Origin of the sequence: Anoxybacillus sp. ST4, from assembly GCF_019448545.1 — a bacterium.
Lineage (GTDB): Bacteria > Bacillota > Bacilli > Bacillales > Anoxybacillaceae > Anoxybacillus > Anoxybacillus pushchinoensis.
The window spans coordinates 17,525-32,950 of sequence record NZ_JAHZOE010000010.1; the positions used below are offsets into that span (position 1 = coordinate 17,525).

At 46.3% G+C, this 15,426-nt stretch carries 12 protein-coding genes and 1 riboswitch; of the genes, 8 read left to right on the plus strand and 4 right to left on the minus strand.

Going from position 1 to position 15,426, the window contains the following annotated elements; genetic code table 11:
- Positions 1-31: 31 nt before the first annotated feature.
- The 4 genes from bcaP (at position 32) to K1I44_RS08255 (ending at position 3,930) form a co-directional block, all read left to right on the plus strand.
- Complete coding sequence (gene bcaP, locus K1I44_RS08240) at positions 32-1,447, plus strand: branched-chain amino acid transporter BcaP (RefSeq protein ID WP_219985857.1); 1,416 nt, start codon at positions 32-34, stop codon at positions 1,445-1,447.
- 56 nt (positions 1,448-1,503) lie between these two features.
- Positions 1,504-1,657: riboswitch (yybP-ykoY riboswitch) on the plus strand.
- A gap of 41 nt (positions 1,658-1,698) precedes the next feature.
- Positions 1,699-2,484: a TerC family protein gene (locus tag K1I44_RS08245; RefSeq protein WP_219985858.1), complete on the plus strand. Its 786-nt coding sequence runs from the start codon at positions 1,699-1,701 to the stop codon at positions 2,482-2,484.
- A gap of 57 nt (positions 2,485-2,541) precedes the next feature.
- Positions 2,542-3,045, plus strand: coding sequence for a ferritin (locus K1I44_RS08250; protein ID WP_219985859.1), 504 nt, complete (start codon positions 2,542-2,544; stop codon positions 3,043-3,045).
- Positions 3,046-3,129: 84 nt separating this feature from the next.
- Positions 3,130-3,930 carry a DnaD domain-containing protein gene (locus K1I44_RS08255; RefSeq protein WP_255573331.1) on the plus strand — a complete coding sequence of 267 codons (801 nt, stop codon included), beginning with the start codon at positions 3,130-3,132 and terminating at the stop codon, positions 3,928-3,930.
- Positions 3,931-3,942: 12 nt separating this feature from the next.
- Here the strand turns inward: K1I44_RS08255 and K1I44_RS08260 are convergent, their stop codons facing one another.
- The 4 genes from K1I44_RS08260 to K1I44_RS08275 form a co-directional block, all read right to left on the minus strand.
- Positions 3,943-5,289 (minus strand): (Fe-S)-binding protein, encoded by a 1,347-nt coding sequence (locus tag K1I44_RS08260; protein WP_219985861.1) that lies wholly within the window; start codon positions 5,287-5,289, stop codon positions 3,943-3,945.
- Entirely contained in the window at positions 5,286-6,698 is a 1,413-nt protein-coding gene (gene glcD / locus K1I44_RS08265) for a glycolate oxidase subunit GlcD (RefSeq protein WP_219985862.1), read from the minus strand. Before glcD ends, K1I44_RS08260 begins: the two co-directional genes overlap by 4 nt.
- Positions 6,699-6,793: 95 nt before the next feature.
- The gene (locus tag K1I44_RS08270; protein ID WP_219985863.1) at positions 6,794-7,897 is read right to left on the minus strand and encodes a CdaR family transcriptional regulator; all 1,104 of its coding nucleotides are present in this window, start codon (positions 7,895-7,897) and stop codon (positions 6,794-6,796) included.
- A gap of 77 nt (positions 7,898-7,974) precedes the next feature.
- Positions 7,975-9,789, minus strand: coding sequence for a methyl-accepting chemotaxis protein (locus K1I44_RS08275; protein WP_219985864.1), 1,815 nt, complete (start codon positions 9,787-9,789; stop codon positions 7,975-7,977).
- A 174-nt stretch (positions 9,790-9,963) separates the two neighbouring features.
- Here K1I44_RS08275 and K1I44_RS08280 point away from each other — a divergent pair, with 174 nt between their 5' ends.
- The 4 genes from K1I44_RS08280 to K1I44_RS08295 all read left to right on the plus strand — a co-directional run bounded on the left by K1I44_RS08280 (position 9,964) and on the right by K1I44_RS08295 (position 15,396).
- Entirely contained in the window at positions 9,964-10,980 is a 1,017-nt protein-coding gene (locus tag K1I44_RS08280; protein WP_003396839.1) for a LacI family DNA-binding transcriptional regulator, read from the plus strand.
- Positions 10,981-11,048: 68 nt separating this feature from the next.
- Positions 11,049-13,391 carry a glycoside hydrolase family 65 protein gene (locus K1I44_RS08285; protein ID WP_219985865.1) on the plus strand — a complete coding sequence of 781 codons (2,343 nt, stop codon included), beginning with the start codon at positions 11,049-11,051 and terminating at the stop codon, positions 13,389-13,391.
- Complete coding sequence (gene pgmB / locus K1I44_RS08290) at positions 13,388-14,077, plus strand: beta-phosphoglucomutase (protein WP_219985866.1); 690 nt, start codon at positions 13,388-13,390, stop codon at positions 14,075-14,077. The genes K1I44_RS08285 and pgmB overlap by 4 nt, the downstream gene beginning before the upstream one ends.
- Positions 14,078-14,130: 53 nt before the next feature.
- A complete protein-coding gene (locus K1I44_RS08295) occupies positions 14,131-15,396 on the plus strand; it encodes an ABC transporter substrate-binding protein (protein ID WP_003396836.1) in 1,266 nt (421 codons plus the stop codon).
- Positions 15,397-15,426: the final 30 nt, after the last annotated feature.

Consider the following 15,426-nt stretch of genomic DNA (forward strand, 5'->3'; position numbering starts at 1 on the left):
TGAACATAACAAGTAAGGAGAGTTTACAACAATGAGTTTGTTTAGGAAAAAGTCGATTGACTTGCTTATGAGCGAGTCAGGAAAAAGCGGCGCTGCACTAAAAAAAGAATTAGGTGCACTCGATTTAACGATGCTTGGCATCGGAGCGATTATCGGAACGGGCATTTTCGTCTTGACGGGCGTGGCGGCGGCAGAGCATGCGGGACCAGCGCTTGTTCTTTCGTTTATTTTATCCGGATTAGCGTGTGTGTTTGCGGCGCTTTGTTATGCGGAATTTGCCTCGAGCGTGCCCGTATCGGGAAGCGCGTATACGTACAGCTATGCGACGTTTGGCGAGATGATGGCATGGCTGCTCGGCTGGGATTTAATTTTAGAATACGGTGTGGCTGCATCGGCGGTAGCGGCCGGATGGTCGGGCTATTTCCAAGGGTTGCTTGCCGGTTTTGGCATTGAGCTTCCGCATGCCCTCACAAGCGCATACGATCCATCCAAAGGGACGTTTATTGATGTGCCAGCCATCGTTATTGTTTTACTTATTACGTTTTTATTGACGCAAGGTGTGAGAAAATCAGCGCGCTTTAATGCGGTGATGGTTGTTATTAAAGTGGCAGTCATTTTATTGTTTATCGCCGTTGGTGTATGGTATGTGAAGCCAGAAAACTGGACGCCTTTTATGCCGTTTGGCTTTTCGGGCGTTGCGGCAGGAGCTGCGACGGTGTTTTTCGCATATTTAGGATTTGATGCCGTATCGACAGCGGCAGAGGAAGTGCGCAATCCGCAGCGCAACATGCCGATCGGTATTATCGCTTCGCTTGTTGTTTGTACGTTTTTGTATATTGCGGTGTCGCTCATTTTAACGGGAATTGTACCGTACGATCAATTAGGTGTGAAAAATCCAGTTGCTTTCGCGTTAAATTACATTAACCAAGATTGGGTTGCTGGATTTATTTCGCTTGGGGCGATTACAGGAATTACGACGGTGCTTCTCGTTATGCTTTATGCGCAAACGCGCCTCTTTTATGCGATTAGTCGCGATGGCTTGCTTCCATCGTTATTTGCGAAAGTGAGCGAGCGCAAGCAAGTGCCGCTTGTGAACTCATGGGTAACAGGCATTGCTGTTTCCATTTTTGCCGGTGTCATTCCGTTAAATAAATTGGCGCATTTAACGAATATCGGAACGTTGTTTGCGTTTACGACTGTTGCGATCGGCATTTTAGTGTTGCGCAAAACGGAACCGAATTTAAAACGAAGCTTTATGGTGCCGTTTGTGCCTGTCATTCCGCTTCTTGCGGTGGCGTTTTGCACGTATTTAGCGCTTCAGCTTCCTGCGACGACATGGCTTAGCTTTGGCGGCTGGCTCGCGGTCGGCCTCGTCATTTACTTCTTATATGGCCGCAAGCATAGCAAACTAAACGAAGGGCACGCGGGACAAAAACAAGTAAGTTGACGGGTTGACAAAGTGAGCTTATGTTTTTATAATAAAATTACAGTTCAATCATAGTTTTCCTTCACAAAGGGGAGTAGCGTTCAGGCGTTCGCCTGAAAACAAAGTCGTCAGTTCATGGACATCGTCCATCGGCTTTGTTGGCACAACGTGTGTCTAGCGAGACCTTTGCCGTACGGCAAAGGTCTTTTTTGCGTTCTTATGATTTTTGCCGGCGGACGAGGGAAAACTACATATTACAGGAGGGATTATTGATGGATGTATCATTGTTGTTAGAGTATGGTTGGGTGCTTCTCGTTTTAATTGGATTGGAGGGAATTTTAGCGGCCGATAACGCTGTCGTCATGGCTGTGATGGTCAAACATTTGCCAGAAAAACAACAAAAACGGGCGCTCTTCTACGGGCTTGCTGGAGCGTTTATTTTTCGCTTCGCTGCACTTTTCGTCATTTCGTATTTAGTGAATATTTGGCAAATTCAAGCGCTCGGTGCGTTGTATTTAATGTTTATTGCTTTGCATCATTTTATAAACAAAAATCGAGACGGTTCGCATAAAGAAGGGAAAAAGCAATCTGGCTTTTGGATGACCGTATTGAAAGTAGAGCTTGCCGATTTAGCGTTTGCGATCGATTCGATTTTAGCTGCGGTCGCTTTGGCGATGACGTTGCCAAATACGAATTTACCACCGATCGGAGGAATGGACGGCGGAAAGTTTTTAGTTATCTTTGCCGGTGGATTGATCGGTGTCATTATTATGCGTTTTGCGGCGAATGCGTTCGTCAAGCTTTTGCGAAAACGTCCAAGCCTAGAGTCAGCTGCATTTTTAATCGTCGGCTGGGTTGGGGTGAAATTGGCGGTATATACGCTTGCTCATCCGAGCTTAGCTGTTGTTTCTGAACATTTCGCGCATTCAGCGTTATGGAAAGCGATTTTCTGGATTGTCCTTTTAGCGATTGCCGCAGGCGGTTGGTTTTTCTCAGGAAAAGAGACGAAACAACAAGAAGAAGCGATTCAAACGTTGAAAAAAGCGCAAAACGAATAAGGGGAGGCACGTTCCTCCTCTTTTTGTTATAATAAAGAAAGAGAGGAGTGTTGATGTATGTTAAGTGAAAAATTGTTAAACGGACTGAACGATCAAATGAATTTTGAATTTTATTCTGCGCATGCGTACATGGCGATGGCGGCGTATTGCTCGGCGGAAGGGTTGGACGGCTTTGCGAACTTCTTTTTAGTGCAAGCGGAAGAAGAGCGCTTCCATGCGATGAAGTTTTACAACTTTATTAACGCGCTTGGCGAACGAGCGGTGATGACAGGATTCCCATCGCCAAACAACGAATTTACGTCCGTTCGCGACTGCTTCGAAAAAGCGCTCGCTCATGAAAAAGAAGTGACGCGCCGCATTTATAAACTATCTGACTTAGCGCTAGACGAGCGCGAACATGCGACGATGAACTTTTTAAAATGGTTTATCGACGAACAAGTGGAAGAAGAGTCGCTGTTTGATACGCTTATTCAAAAACTAAAACGCATCGAAGGCGACAGCAATTCGTTGTTTATGCTTGACAACGAACTTGCCCAGCGAACATTCACACCAGAAGCATAAAGGGAATGCGAAGGCATTCTCTTTTTTATTCCCCCTAACCAAATGTCACATATGAGGCGATAAATGGATATAGGGGGGATTGTGATGAAGAAATGGTTAGTCGATGATGAACCGTTGTTCGTTTTGCCGACGGTGGCGGTGAAGCTCGGATTGAATGAAAGCATTTTTTTGCAACAGCTTCATTATTGGCTCGGGAAAAGTACGCATACGCATGATGGGCATGTGTGGGTATATAACACGTACGAAGGGTGGCAAAAGCAGTTTCCATTTTGGTCGGAAAGCACGATTCGGCGCACGATCGTCCGGCTTGAGAAAAAAGGGATTGTCGTGTCAAGGTATCGCTCAAAGCTTGATAAAACGAAATGGTATCGCATTGACTACGATGCGCTAGCGAACGTCATGAATGGCGAAGAAGAACGGCAACATGACGAAACGAGTGGGCAACATGACGTGTCGCACATGTCCACTTGCCAAGACGGACATAGCACGATGAACAGACAAACAAATATAACAACAGATCATACATTACAAAACATTATACAATTTTATGAACAAAACGGTTTTGGGACGATAAGTGGCTATATTGGAGAAAAAATCGCATTATGGGTCAATGAAACGTCAGAGGAGTGGGTGCTTGCAGCGCTGAACGTCGCTTTACAGAACGGAGTGAAAACGTGGACATATACAGAAGGCGTTTTACGAAACTGGAAGAAAAACGGATACGTGCGCTCGAAACGGCAGAAGTGGGCGGTGCGGACGGAAAGTGTGCCGGAGTGGCTGCATATCGATTATTCCCGATATGAGCGAAAAGCGTGCAGTGAAGCGGAGTTGCAGCAAAAGCGTGACGAATTAGAAAAGCGTTTAAAAAAGAGGAGAAGGGCATGAACGTCCATACCCTTACCCTGTTTGTTTCACCGGCTCGTTTGCTTCTTTTGTCGCTTCTACCGCTTCTAAAAGCAGCTCGACAAGGTGAACGGCGCGCACGTTCGTTAGTCCTTCTCGTTCAATGCCGAGCTTCATTTGCAGCAAACAGCCGGGATTGGCGGTTACAATTGTCGTCGCTTTCGTTTGTTTCACTTGTGCCATTTTGTAATCAAGCACTTGCATCGACATGTCTGGTTCGATGATGTTGTAAATGCCTGCTGAACCGCAGCACCGATCGGCATCTTTCATTTCGCGAAACTCGACGCCGGAAATCGATTGAAGCAGCAGGCGCGGCTCGTTTGCTGTTTTCATGACGTTGCGTAAATGGCATGAATCTTGATACGTCACGATTTGCTCAGGCAAGCGCCAACGTTGGTGATGAAAGCCGAGTTCGACTAAAATGACGGAGATGTCTTTCACTTTGGCAACGAAAGATTTGGCGCGCTCTGCCCAAACGGGATCGTCTTTTAACAAATGGTCGTATTCGACTAAAAACGCCCCGCACCCGCCAGCGTTTGTGATAATATAGTCGACGTCGAGCGCTTCAAACGCTTCAATGTTTCGTTTCGCGAGCGTTTTTGCGTCCGCTTTTTCGCCGCTATGCCCGTGAAGTGCACCACAGCACGTTTGGGCCTCAGGAATGACGATATCGCAGCCGACAAGCTGCAATAGTTTCATCGTCGCATCGTTGATATCCATAAACATCGTATCCATTAAACAGCCGCTAAAAAAGGCGACCCGTTTTTTTCGTTTCGTTTCCGCTTCGATGTGCGTTGGCCGTTCGTTCATTTGTTTCCATGTCGGCACGTTCGGCAACACTTTTTCCATCAAGGCTAAATGACTCGGCAACACGCGCAACAAGCCGAGTTTGCGAACGAGCGTCTGCAATCCGGAGCGTTGATACATGCCGATGAAGGCGGTCACCATCCGCATTCGCTTTGGATGGGGGAATAGCTGCTTAAACACGACGTGGCGAACGAGGCGAACAAACCACGGATATCGTTTATGTTGCGCAATAATGTCGCGCGCTTCTTCAAGCAAATGACCGTAGCGCACCCCAGAAGGACAAACAGGCTCGCACGCTCGGCAGCCAAGGCAAAGTTGGAGCGAACGTTCGACATCTTCATCGGGCTCGATAAGCCCGTCGACGACCGCTTTCATGAGCGCGATGCGCCCGCGCGGCGAGTGCGACTCTTGAAAGCCCGACTCAATATACGTCGGACATGTCGGCAAACAAAAGCCGCAGCGCATACAGTTCAATAGCTCGTCTTCATTCATGCGCGTTTGAAATTGTTGTTGGATGAGCTGTTCGTTTTTCATCGCGTTACCACCACCCGTTTGCGCGTGCTTTTTGCGAACACTTTCCCCGGATTCATAATGTTGTTCGGATCGAGCGCTCGTTTAATCGCCTGCATAGCAGCGATTCCTTCTTTACCAAGCTTCCATTCTAAATACGGCGCTTTCATGACACCGACGCCATGCTCGCCGGTAATCGTGCCGCCAAGCTCAATCGCTTTCGCAAAGATGTCTTCGAACGCTTGCTCGACGCGATGTAGTTCGTCTTTGTCGCGCACATCGGTCGGACATGTCGGATGAAGGTTGCCGTCGCCTGCGTGACCGAACGTACAAATCGTAACGTTATATTTTTTTGCAATATCGTTAATCGCTTTTACCATATTTGCAATTTGTGAGCGCGGAACGGTCGCATCTTCTAAAATCGTCGTCGGTTTTAAGCGGGCGAGTGCTGATAAGGCGGAACGTCTCGCTGTGCGCAAATTGTTTGCTTCTTCTTCCGTTTGTGCCACTTGAACAGAAATGGCGCGTTGTTCGCGGCAAATGCGCGCCATCGCTCCCATATCCCGCTCAACGACTTCTTTCGGACCGTCTTGTTCGATGAGCAGCACCGCTTTAACATCGGTCGGCAAGCCGATGTTGACGAACGACTCGACGACTTGCAACGTCGGCTGGTCTAAAAATTCAAGCGTCGTCGGGATGATTTTGTTGGCGATAATAGCTGAAACGGAGCGCGCCGCCGCCTCTAAATCTTCATATAGCGCAAGCATCGTTTTTTTCGTCTCCGGCATCGGAATGAGTTTTAACGTCGCTTCGGTAATGATTCCAAGCGTTCCTTCTGAGCCGACGAATAGGCGCGTTAAATCGTAGCCAGCGACATCTTTGGCGAGCTTGCCGCCCGTGCGAATAATGTCGCCGTTGGCGAGCACGACTTCAAGCGCCATGACGTAATCGCGTGTGACACCGTATTTTAATCCGCGCAAGCCGCCAGAATTTTCGTTAATGTTTCCACCAATCGTTGAAATTTTCATCGAGCTTGGATCAGGTGGATAAAATAATCCTTTCGCTTCGACCGCTTGAATGAGATCGAGCGTAATGACTCCCGGTTGAACGGTCACCGTCAAATTTTCTTCGTCAATTTCTAATATGCGATTCATATGTTTAAAAATGATGACGATGCCGCCTTCTGTCGGACATGTGCCAGTACAAAGATTTGTCCCCGAGCCGCGCGGCACGATCGGAATGCGGTGCTCATTGCAAATCTTTACAATTTCGCTCACTTCTTTTGTGTTGCGCGGGGCGATAACTGCGTCAGGAAGCGATTGGAAGTTTGGGGTTGCATCGTATGAATAAACGAGCCGTCCGGCTTTCGAATCGTCGTAGTTTTGTGCGCCGACAATTTGAATGAACTGTCGTTTCACTTGTTCAGTAATCATATCATCCACCTTCTTTCCTTTGTTTGTACTGTAAGCATATAAAAAAGCGGGAAAACCCGCTATGTATAAACATATAAAAATGAAACGCTTACACACTATTTTTTTGTTGTTTCATCTAAAAAACGAATAGCTAAATATAAGGTGATGATATGTTCGAGATGGCGCACGTTCAGTTTCGTATAATCTTGTATTTTTTTTAGCCGGTAATGAAGTGTATTAATGTGAATGTGAAGCGCCTCTGCCGTTCGTTTGAGCGATAAGTCGTTAGCGAACAACGTCCGCAGCGTATGCAACAATTCTTCATCGTGTATGAGAGGTTCAATCGTTCGTTTAATCAGCTCTTGTTTTGTCGCAGGCGAAAGATCTTCGAAACACATCTCTAGCCGTAAATCTTCATCAAATACGAGGTCGTTCGGTCGTTTGGCGACGCGAAGAGCGCGCTCCGCTTGTTGATAAGAACGATGCATATGTTGAGCATCGGTCATTTTGCCACAGCCGAAGCGAAACGTCATATTGTATTTTTGAGCGAGCATTCGCTGCAAGCGAGCGATTTGTGCAACGGTATGTTCTTTTTCTGTATTCGTTTGCAAAATAAGAAAGCGATCATCACCCCAACGAACGATCACGTCGTTTCGGCTTTCCCAACTTTCCTGAATGTATTTCCATAATTCAATCGTCATCGTCGCATGTTTTCCGGTGCGTTCTGCGATAATGACGCGCCGCGAGCAAGCGAGGTCGATATGAAACAGTTGGGCTCGTTCGTGCAAGGATGGCGACCATTCGCGCGCTTGCAGCCAATCGAAGACGAACGTTTCAAGCGCGCGCGCTTCAAGTTGTAACTGTTCCGTATAGTAGTTTTCTTGAATGAGAAGCTCGGTCATTTTTTTTAATAGCTCGCCGTATGGTGATACGTTCGCTGGGTCTCCTGTAATGCCGATGACACCGATGACGTCACCGTGAAAAAAAACAGGTAAGTTGATGCCAGCTTTTACTCCTTTGAGCTTCCCTTCGTCTTCTTTCGTAATGATTCGTTTTTGTTTTTCTTGGCAAACGAGAAACGCGCCTTCATGAAATTGCCCGATGCGCGTCGGGTCGGTGCTGGCGATAATGATGCCATGCGTGTCGACGATAATGAGATCTTCATGAATGAGGCGGCGGACGTCCGACACAATTTTTTTCGCAAGGTGAGGGGAAAGCATGCGTCCACTTCCTTTCTGAGTGAATATAAACGAAGAAACCGTCCTTTTGATGATGCGAAAGGACGGTTATCTACTTGTTACATTTGAAAGCGTGCGACCGCCTGACGAAGTTGCTCCGCTGTGCTTGCGAGCTCTTGCGACGAGGCGAGCAATTCCTGCATCGTTGCATTTTGTTCTTCTGTCGTTGCGGCGACTTGTTCAATATTATGGGCGGATTGAGATGAAATATCAATAATTTGGTCAGCGAATGCCGTCATCGTTTTCACTTTTTCTTCTACGGAACGAATCGTATCGTGCACCGCATCGCTTTCAGCTTGGACGCGCGCCATATGAGTCGAAATCGAGCGGAAAATGTTTCCGACTTGTTCGACGAGCGAATGTCCAGCTTGGAACGATTCGCTGCTTTCATTCATCACTTTCACCGCATGGGCTGTTTGCGTTTGCGACTGTTCGGCAAGCGCGCGAATATTACCTGCAGCATGGGCCGTTTGTTCCGCGAGTTTGCGCACTTCTTCCGCAACGACGCCGAATCCTTTTCCGTGTTCTCCGGCGCGCGCCGCTTCAATGGCGGCGTTTAACGCAAGCAAATTCGTTTGATCGGAAATGTTTGTAATAAAGCCGACGATTTGATGAATTTCTTTCGATTTATCGTTTAGCGATTCAATAACTGTCGCAAGCCGTTCAATTTGTTCGCGAATGACTTTCATTTGTGCAACCGTTTGCTCTACTAAAGATGTTCCTTCGTTGACGCGCGTCGCCGCTTCTGTCGTTACTTTCGTTGTATTGGTTACTTTTTCTATTACGCTCGTTAATGCATTGGATACATCGTGCACCGCGTCGTTTGTTTTTTGTGAGACGTCAACTTGTTGTTCAGCACCTGAAGCGACTTGCAACATCGCTTGTGTAATTTGCTCGTTCGCTTCCGTCGTCGTTTCTGCATTCAATCGCAACGTTTGCGACATATCGTTTACATACTTCGCTGCCGCTTGAATTTGGGCGATAGATTGCGCTAGTCCGTCCATTAATTCATTCATCGCATGAGCGATTTGTCCGACTTCATCGTTGTTCGTATCCGTTAAACGCTCAACGCGCAAATTGCCGCGCGCAAGCTCATGGCAAATGTGCACGACTCGTTTTAACCGACTGCTTATTTTACGGCTAACGACGGTAAGGGAAACGATCGATAAGGCGATGGCGACAACGACCGTTATAACCATCATCAACACGTTTTTCGCGATCGCATCGTTCATTTGCGCGACGAGGTCATGCCGTTCGCGAATAATGAGCTGCTTTAATACGTCGAGCTTTTCAATGCTCATATCGCGAATCGTCGCCGCTTTATTTTGAAAGCTTATAATTTGAAAAATGTCTATTATTTCCCCGCGGTCGCGGTAGGATAGGACGGTCGGTTGAATCGTTTTATGAAGCAGTTCGTTCAGCTGGTTTTCGATAGAAATCGTCGATCGGTAAATCGTTTTCGCTTCTTCCGTTTGCATATACGGCTCAAGCTGTTTCATTTTATCGTTAAATTGCTTCGTTAAATCTTCATAGTTCCATAATGTTTCAGGGCGAGGATTTGTCATGTAGTCGGTAATGACAATGTATTTTTGTTTAAATAAAGCGTTCAGATCGGTAATTAAAATAGCTTGGTCGCTTTTTTGCTCCACTTGTTTTACGACGTTCGTTAAGTTATGAACAAGCAAGGCGACAAAAATGAAAACGCTAACAAATAAAACGGTCGTAAAGCTAAAAACGATCCCGTACTTTCTTCCGATCGTCGTTTTGTTTTTCGGTTTTTTCTGAAAACTGAACTTTTTTCCGGCTGTTGTCGCGTTTTTCTGCTCATCCGTTTTCGGTTTTTTCTGAAAACGGCTCGTCCATCGACCTTTCATGAAGAAGCCTCCTTTACTTTTTGTATCATTATAGCACGACAGTTCGTGGGAAGGGGAGAACATTTTTGGACAAAATGCCACGAATTTTGTCACAAATTTTTTGTTGCAATCGGTTTCAAGTTCAGTTAAAATTCAAATCAACAAGGAATCCGAAACGTTTTGGAGGAAATGAAAGTGACGACAATTAAAGATATCGCAAAGGCGGCTGGCGTGTCTGTGACGACTGTTTCACGCGCATTAAACGGCTACTCTGATGTAAGCGAAAAGACGCGCAAAAAAATTATGGACATTGCCAAGCAGCTCAATTACAGTCCAAATACGCTTGCGCGAAGCCTTGTCATGAACAAATCGAAAACGATTGGGTTGCTCGTTTCAGGCATGACGCGATCCGCGCTCAAAGACAATTTCACGTTTGAAGTGATGACGGGCGTCAACGACTACATTGCGAAAACGGACTATGACGTCATTTTGTTTAATACAAATTCGACGAAGCAAAGGGAAAAAACGTACTCGCAATTGTGCCGCGAACGGCGCGTTGACGGCGTCATTTTGCAAGGAATTAAAACGGACGATCCGTATTTAACGGAAGTTGTCGAAAGCGACATTCCGTGCGTCTTAATCGACATTCCGATTCAGTCTGATCGCGTCGGGTATGTGACGACCGATAACGTATACGGGGCGAAAAAAGCGGTGCAACATTTGCTTGAGCTCGGTCATCGGCGCATTGCGATGATGAATGGACACGATTACGCTTTCGTCAGCAAACAACGTCTACAAGGGTTTTATGAGGCGATGGAAGAAGCGAACGTGCCGATTGAAAAAGAGTGGATTGTTAACGGCGACTTTTCCGAAGAGATGGCAGAAGCGAGAGCGTATGAATTGTTTGAGAAACATAACAACATTACCGCCATCTTTTGCGCAAGCGACTTAATGGCGCTCGGTGTCATGAAAGCGCTCAAACAGCTCGGTTTGCGCGTGCCTGAAGACGTATCGGTCATCGGATACGACGACATTTTATTAGCATCATACGTGTCTCCTGCGCTAACGACGATTGCGCAAAATAAATTTCAAATGGGATACGAAGCAGCTAGCATGCTCATTGATATGTTGGAAGGAAATGAAGCGAAAGTCGTGACGTTGCGAACGCAACTTGTCGTGCGCGAGTCAACAGCACCGGTGAAAAAAGGGTGACCTTTTTTCATACCTGAAATCCGAAACGTTTTGGAAAACGATATTCACACAAGGAAAGGAAGTTTACGATGCTGCAATACAACTTAGGAACAGGGGAGTATAAAAATTGGATCGTCTCCGAGGTCGCATTCAATCCGCATGCGCTCGGAAAATGCGAAGCGATTATGGCGCTTGGCAACGGATATATGGGGCTTCGTTCAGCGACGGAAGAATCGTACGTCGGGCAAGTGCGCAACTTGTTCGTTGCTGGAACGTTTAACAAGTTTGACGAATATGAAGTGACGGAACTGCCGAACGGACCAGATGTTGTTGAGTTAGACATTTGGTTAAACGGCGAAAAGTTTTCGCTCGAAAAAGGGAAAATCATTCATTACCGCCGCGATTTAAATATAAAAGATGCGGAACTTGTGCGCCACGTCGTATGGGAAAGCGCGCAAGGGGAGAAGTTTGAGCTGACGTTTCGTCGATTTGTATCGCTAAAAAACTTGCATTTGATCGGCATGAAAGTCGAGATCAAGCCGCTCAATGGCGATGCGCACATTCACATCACATCCGGCATTAACGGGCAAATGACAAATAGCGGTGCGCAACATTTTCATGAAGGTGAAAAGCGCATTTTCGATAAAACATATTTGCAGCTCATTCAAACGACAACGGAATCAAAAATTGATTTTGTCGTCAACGCTGTACATCGCTATATGATCGACGGAAAAGAAGTAGAAAAAGAGCCGCGCATGGCGATTGATCGCCGCAAAGTGTTCATTCAAGTGGCGTTTGATGTGAAACGAGGGGAGACGTTGACGTTTGAAAAGCTTGCTAACGTGTACACGAGCCGCGATCGAGCGTACGACCATGACGCATACAGTTTAGATGTCATGCGTGAAGATGCGCTAAACAACTTAAAAGAAGAAGCGAAGAAAGGGTATGATGCGCTCTTTTACGAAAACGTTTCGGAATGGAAAAAACGTTGGGAGCAAATGAACATTACGATCGAAAGCGAAAATGAATTTGACCAGCTCGCCATCCGCTTTGCGCATTATCATTTAATCATTATGACGCCGGCACACGATGCACGTTTTGGTGTCGCGGCGAAAGGATTGACAGGGGAAGGATATAAAGGTCATTCGTTTTGGGATACGGAAATTTTCATTTTGCCGTTTTTCACGTACACGTTTCCGCATATTGCCCGCAGATTGCTTGAATATCGTTACAACACGATTGAAGGCGCCCGCCGAAAAGCGAAGGAAAACGGGTACGAAGGAGCGATGTATCCGTGGGAGTCGGCGTTTACAGGCGATGAAGAGACGCCGGTATGGGGAGCGGTAGATATCGTTACAGGAAAAGCGACGAAAATTTGGTGCGGCTTTATTGAACAACATATTACGAGCGACATCGCATTTGCGGTATGGCAATATTACAAAATAACGGGCGATGAAGATTTTATGGAGCGCTACGGCTATGAAATGTTGTTTGATACGGCGACGTTTTGGGCGAGCCGGCTAGAGTGGAACGAAGAAAAGCAACAATATCATATTAACGACGTCATCGGCCCAGACGAATATAAAGAGCACGTCAACAACAACGCTTTTACGAACTATATGGCGCATTGGAATATCGAAACGGCCATTCGCTATTATGAAAGATTAAAAGAGACGAACCCGGCGCTGCTTGATGCGCTAGCGGAAAAAATAAACGTTCATGAAGCGTATAAAAAATGGAAAGATAAAGTCGATCTCATTTACTTGCCGCAGCCGCGCGAAGAAGATCTCGTCATTCCGCAAGACGATACGTATTTATCGAAACAAATCATCGACTTAACGAAATATAAAAAGCAAACGCGCGTCGGTACGATTTTTGAAGACTACAATCTTGAACAAGTGAACAACATTCAAGTATCTAAACAAGCGGACATTATGGTGTTGTTTTACTTGCTAGAAAATAAGTTTCCGAACGAAGTGAAGCGAGCGAACTGGAATTACTATGAGCCAAAAACGTTGCACGATTCTTCGCTCAGCTTATCGACGCATTGCATTTTAGCGAGCGATATGGACGATCGTGAATTGGCTTATGCATTGTTTGAACAAGCGGCGCGCATCGACTTAGGACCAAATATGAAATCATCGGATCACGGCATGCATACCGCGTCGATCGGCGGCATATGGCAGTCCGTCGTATGCGGATTCGGCGGCGTGCGCATGCTTGACGGAAAACTGCGCATTCATCCAAAACTACCGAAACAATGGAAAAAGTTATCGTTCCCGATATATTGGCGCGGCGATCGGTTAGAAGTAACGGTGACGCATGAGGAGCTTGTCGTGAAAAAAGTGACGAACGTTCACGATGTTGTGACGTTTGACGTGTTCGGGACACGATACGAAGTGAAAGACGAAGTAACGATTCCACTTGTATGAAAGGGTTTGACGAAATGAATAAAGAGTTGAAAGCAATCATTTTTGATTTAGACGGCGTCATTACCGATACGGCAGAGCATCATTTTATCGCGTGGAAGCAGCTCGCAGAAGAGTTAGGCATTGCGATTGACCGCACGTTTAACGAGCAATTAAAAGGGGTGAGCCGCATGGAGTCGCTCGAGCGCATTTTAGCGCTCGGCGGCCAAGCGGATCGCTACACGACCGAAGAAAAAGAAGCGCTTGCCTATAAAAAAAATGAACATTATAAACAGCTCATTGCGCGCATGACGCCAGACGATATACTTCCTGGAATTCTCGATTTGTTGCGTGAACTAAAGCGCAATCATATAAAAATCGGCTTAGCATCAGCAAGTAAAAACGCGTTTACCGTCATCGAACGATTACAAATTGGTGAGTATTTCGATACGATCGTCGATGCGGCGAACGTAAAACATAGCAAGCCGCACCCGGAAATTTTCTTGACGGCGGCCGAGCAGCTAAGTGTGCATCCGTCTATGTGCGTCGGAGTAGAAGATGCGCAAGCAGGGGTGGCGGCGATGAAAGCAGCACATATGTTTGCGATCGGCGTTGGCGATCGTGAAGCACTAAAAGAAGCAGATTATATCGTCGAAACGACAAAAGATTTAACATATGACGCCATCGTACGTGCATTTTATCGGGAATAAGGGAGCGCGTCTCCCTTCCATATATGAATCTAAATAAGAAAGGGGTCTTATGAATGAACAAAACATGGTTAACTGTCGGTATATCGACAATGCTTTTTGGAAGCGTTTTAGCGGGATGTGGCAACGACGAGAAAACAGCGAACAATGAAAACAAAGGAGAAACGAAAGAAGAACAAGTTGAAGTGACGCTCGCCGGCTGGGGCGGCAATCCGATGGAACAAAAATTGTTAAAGCAAACGTTAGATGAGTTTGAGAAAACATATCCGAATATTAAAGTAAAACATGAAGTGATTTCCGACCAATATATGGATGTCATTAAAACGCGGCTTATTGGTGGTGAAGGTCCAGACGTATTTTATTTAGATGCGTTTGAAGCGCCGGCGATGATTGAAACAGGCGTATTAGAGCCGCTCGATGACTATGTGACGGATGATTTTGATATCGATGACTTTGAAAAGCCGCTTCTTGATGCGTTCAAAGGCCCGGACGGCAAAATATACGGCTTCCCAAAAGACTATTCGACGTTAGCGCTTTTCTACAATAAAAAAATGTTTGCTGAAGCTGGATTAGACGTACCGAAAACGTGGGACGAGTTGCGCGAGGCGGCGAAAAAATTAACGAAAGGGACAGAAGTGTACGGCTTCGGAGCTGCGCCTGAATTAGCGCGTTTATACTACATTGCGGAATCAAAAGGCGGCAAAGTCGTGACAGACAACAAGGCGAGCTTTGCTGATCCGAAAGTCGTTGAAGCGTTGCAACCAATTGTTGATATGCGTTTAAAAGATAAATCAGCGGCGCAACCGAGCGAAGTTGGCGCCGGCTGGGGCGGTGAAATGTTCGGTCAACAAAAAGCAGCGATGGTCATTGAAGGAAACTGGGCGATCCCATTCCTACAAGAAACGTTTCCAAATACGGAGTTCGGCACAGCTGAAGTGCCAACAATTGACGGCAAAAAAGGAACGATGGCATACACAGTTGCTTACGTCATGAACAAAGATTCACAAAAGAAAGAAGCAGCTTGGAAACTCATTTCATTTTTAACAGGAAAAGAAGGAATGAAAATTTGGACGAGTAAAGGATTTGCATTGCCAACGCGTAAATCTGTTGCGGCTGAGTTAGGATACGACAAAGATGAATTGCGTGCGGCACTTGTTGCGGGAGCACCGTATGCGACTGTATGGCAAAACGGTACGAACTTACCGATTATTATGAACAACTTTAACAACCAATTTGTGAGCGCCTTTTTAGGTGAACAACCGCTTGACGAAGCGCTCAAAAAAGCGCAAGACATTGCGAATAAGGAAATTGAAGCGAAGTAACGGCTGAGGGGGGATTCCCCCTCGCTGTTC

Coding starts and splice junctions, on each gene's coding strand:
- bcaP (WP_219985857.1), top strand. CDS start 32: ATGAGTTTGTTTAGGAAAAAGTCGATTGACTTGCTTATGAGCGAGTCA.
- K1I44_RS08245 (WP_219985858.1), top strand. CDS start 1,699: ATGGATGTATCATTGTTGTTAGAGTATGGTTGGGTGCTTCTCGTTTTA.
- K1I44_RS08250 (WP_219985859.1), top strand. CDS start 2,542: ATGTTAAGTGAAAAATTGTTAAACGGACTGAACGATCAAATGAATTTT.
- K1I44_RS08255 (WP_255573331.1), top strand. CDS start 3,130: ATGAAGAAATGGTTAGTCGATGATGAACCGTTGTTCGTTTTGCCGACG.
- K1I44_RS08260 (WP_219985861.1), bottom strand. CDS start 5,289: ATGAAAAACGAACAGCTCATCCAACAACAATTTCAAACGCGCATGAAT.
- glcD (WP_219985862.1), bottom strand. CDS start 6,698: ATGATTACTGAACAAGTGAAACGACAGTTCATTCAAATTGTCGGCGCA.
- K1I44_RS08270 (WP_219985863.1), bottom strand. CDS start 7,897: ATGCTTTCCCCTCACCTTGCGAAAAAAATTGTGTCGGACGTCCGCCGC.
- K1I44_RS08275 (WP_219985864.1), bottom strand. CDS start 9,789: ATGAAAGGTCGATGGACGAGCCGTTTTCAGAAAAAACCGAAAACGGAT.
- K1I44_RS08285 (WP_219985865.1), top strand. CDS start 11,049: ATGCTGCAATACAACTTAGGAACAGGGGAGTATAAAAATTGGATCGTC.
- pgmB (WP_219985866.1), top strand. CDS start 13,388: ATGAAAGGGTTTGACGAAATGAATAAAGAGTTGAAAGCAATCATTTTT.
- K1I44_RS08295 (WP_003396836.1), top strand. CDS start 14,131: ATGAACAAAACATGGTTAACTGTCGGTATATCGACAATGCTTTTTGGA.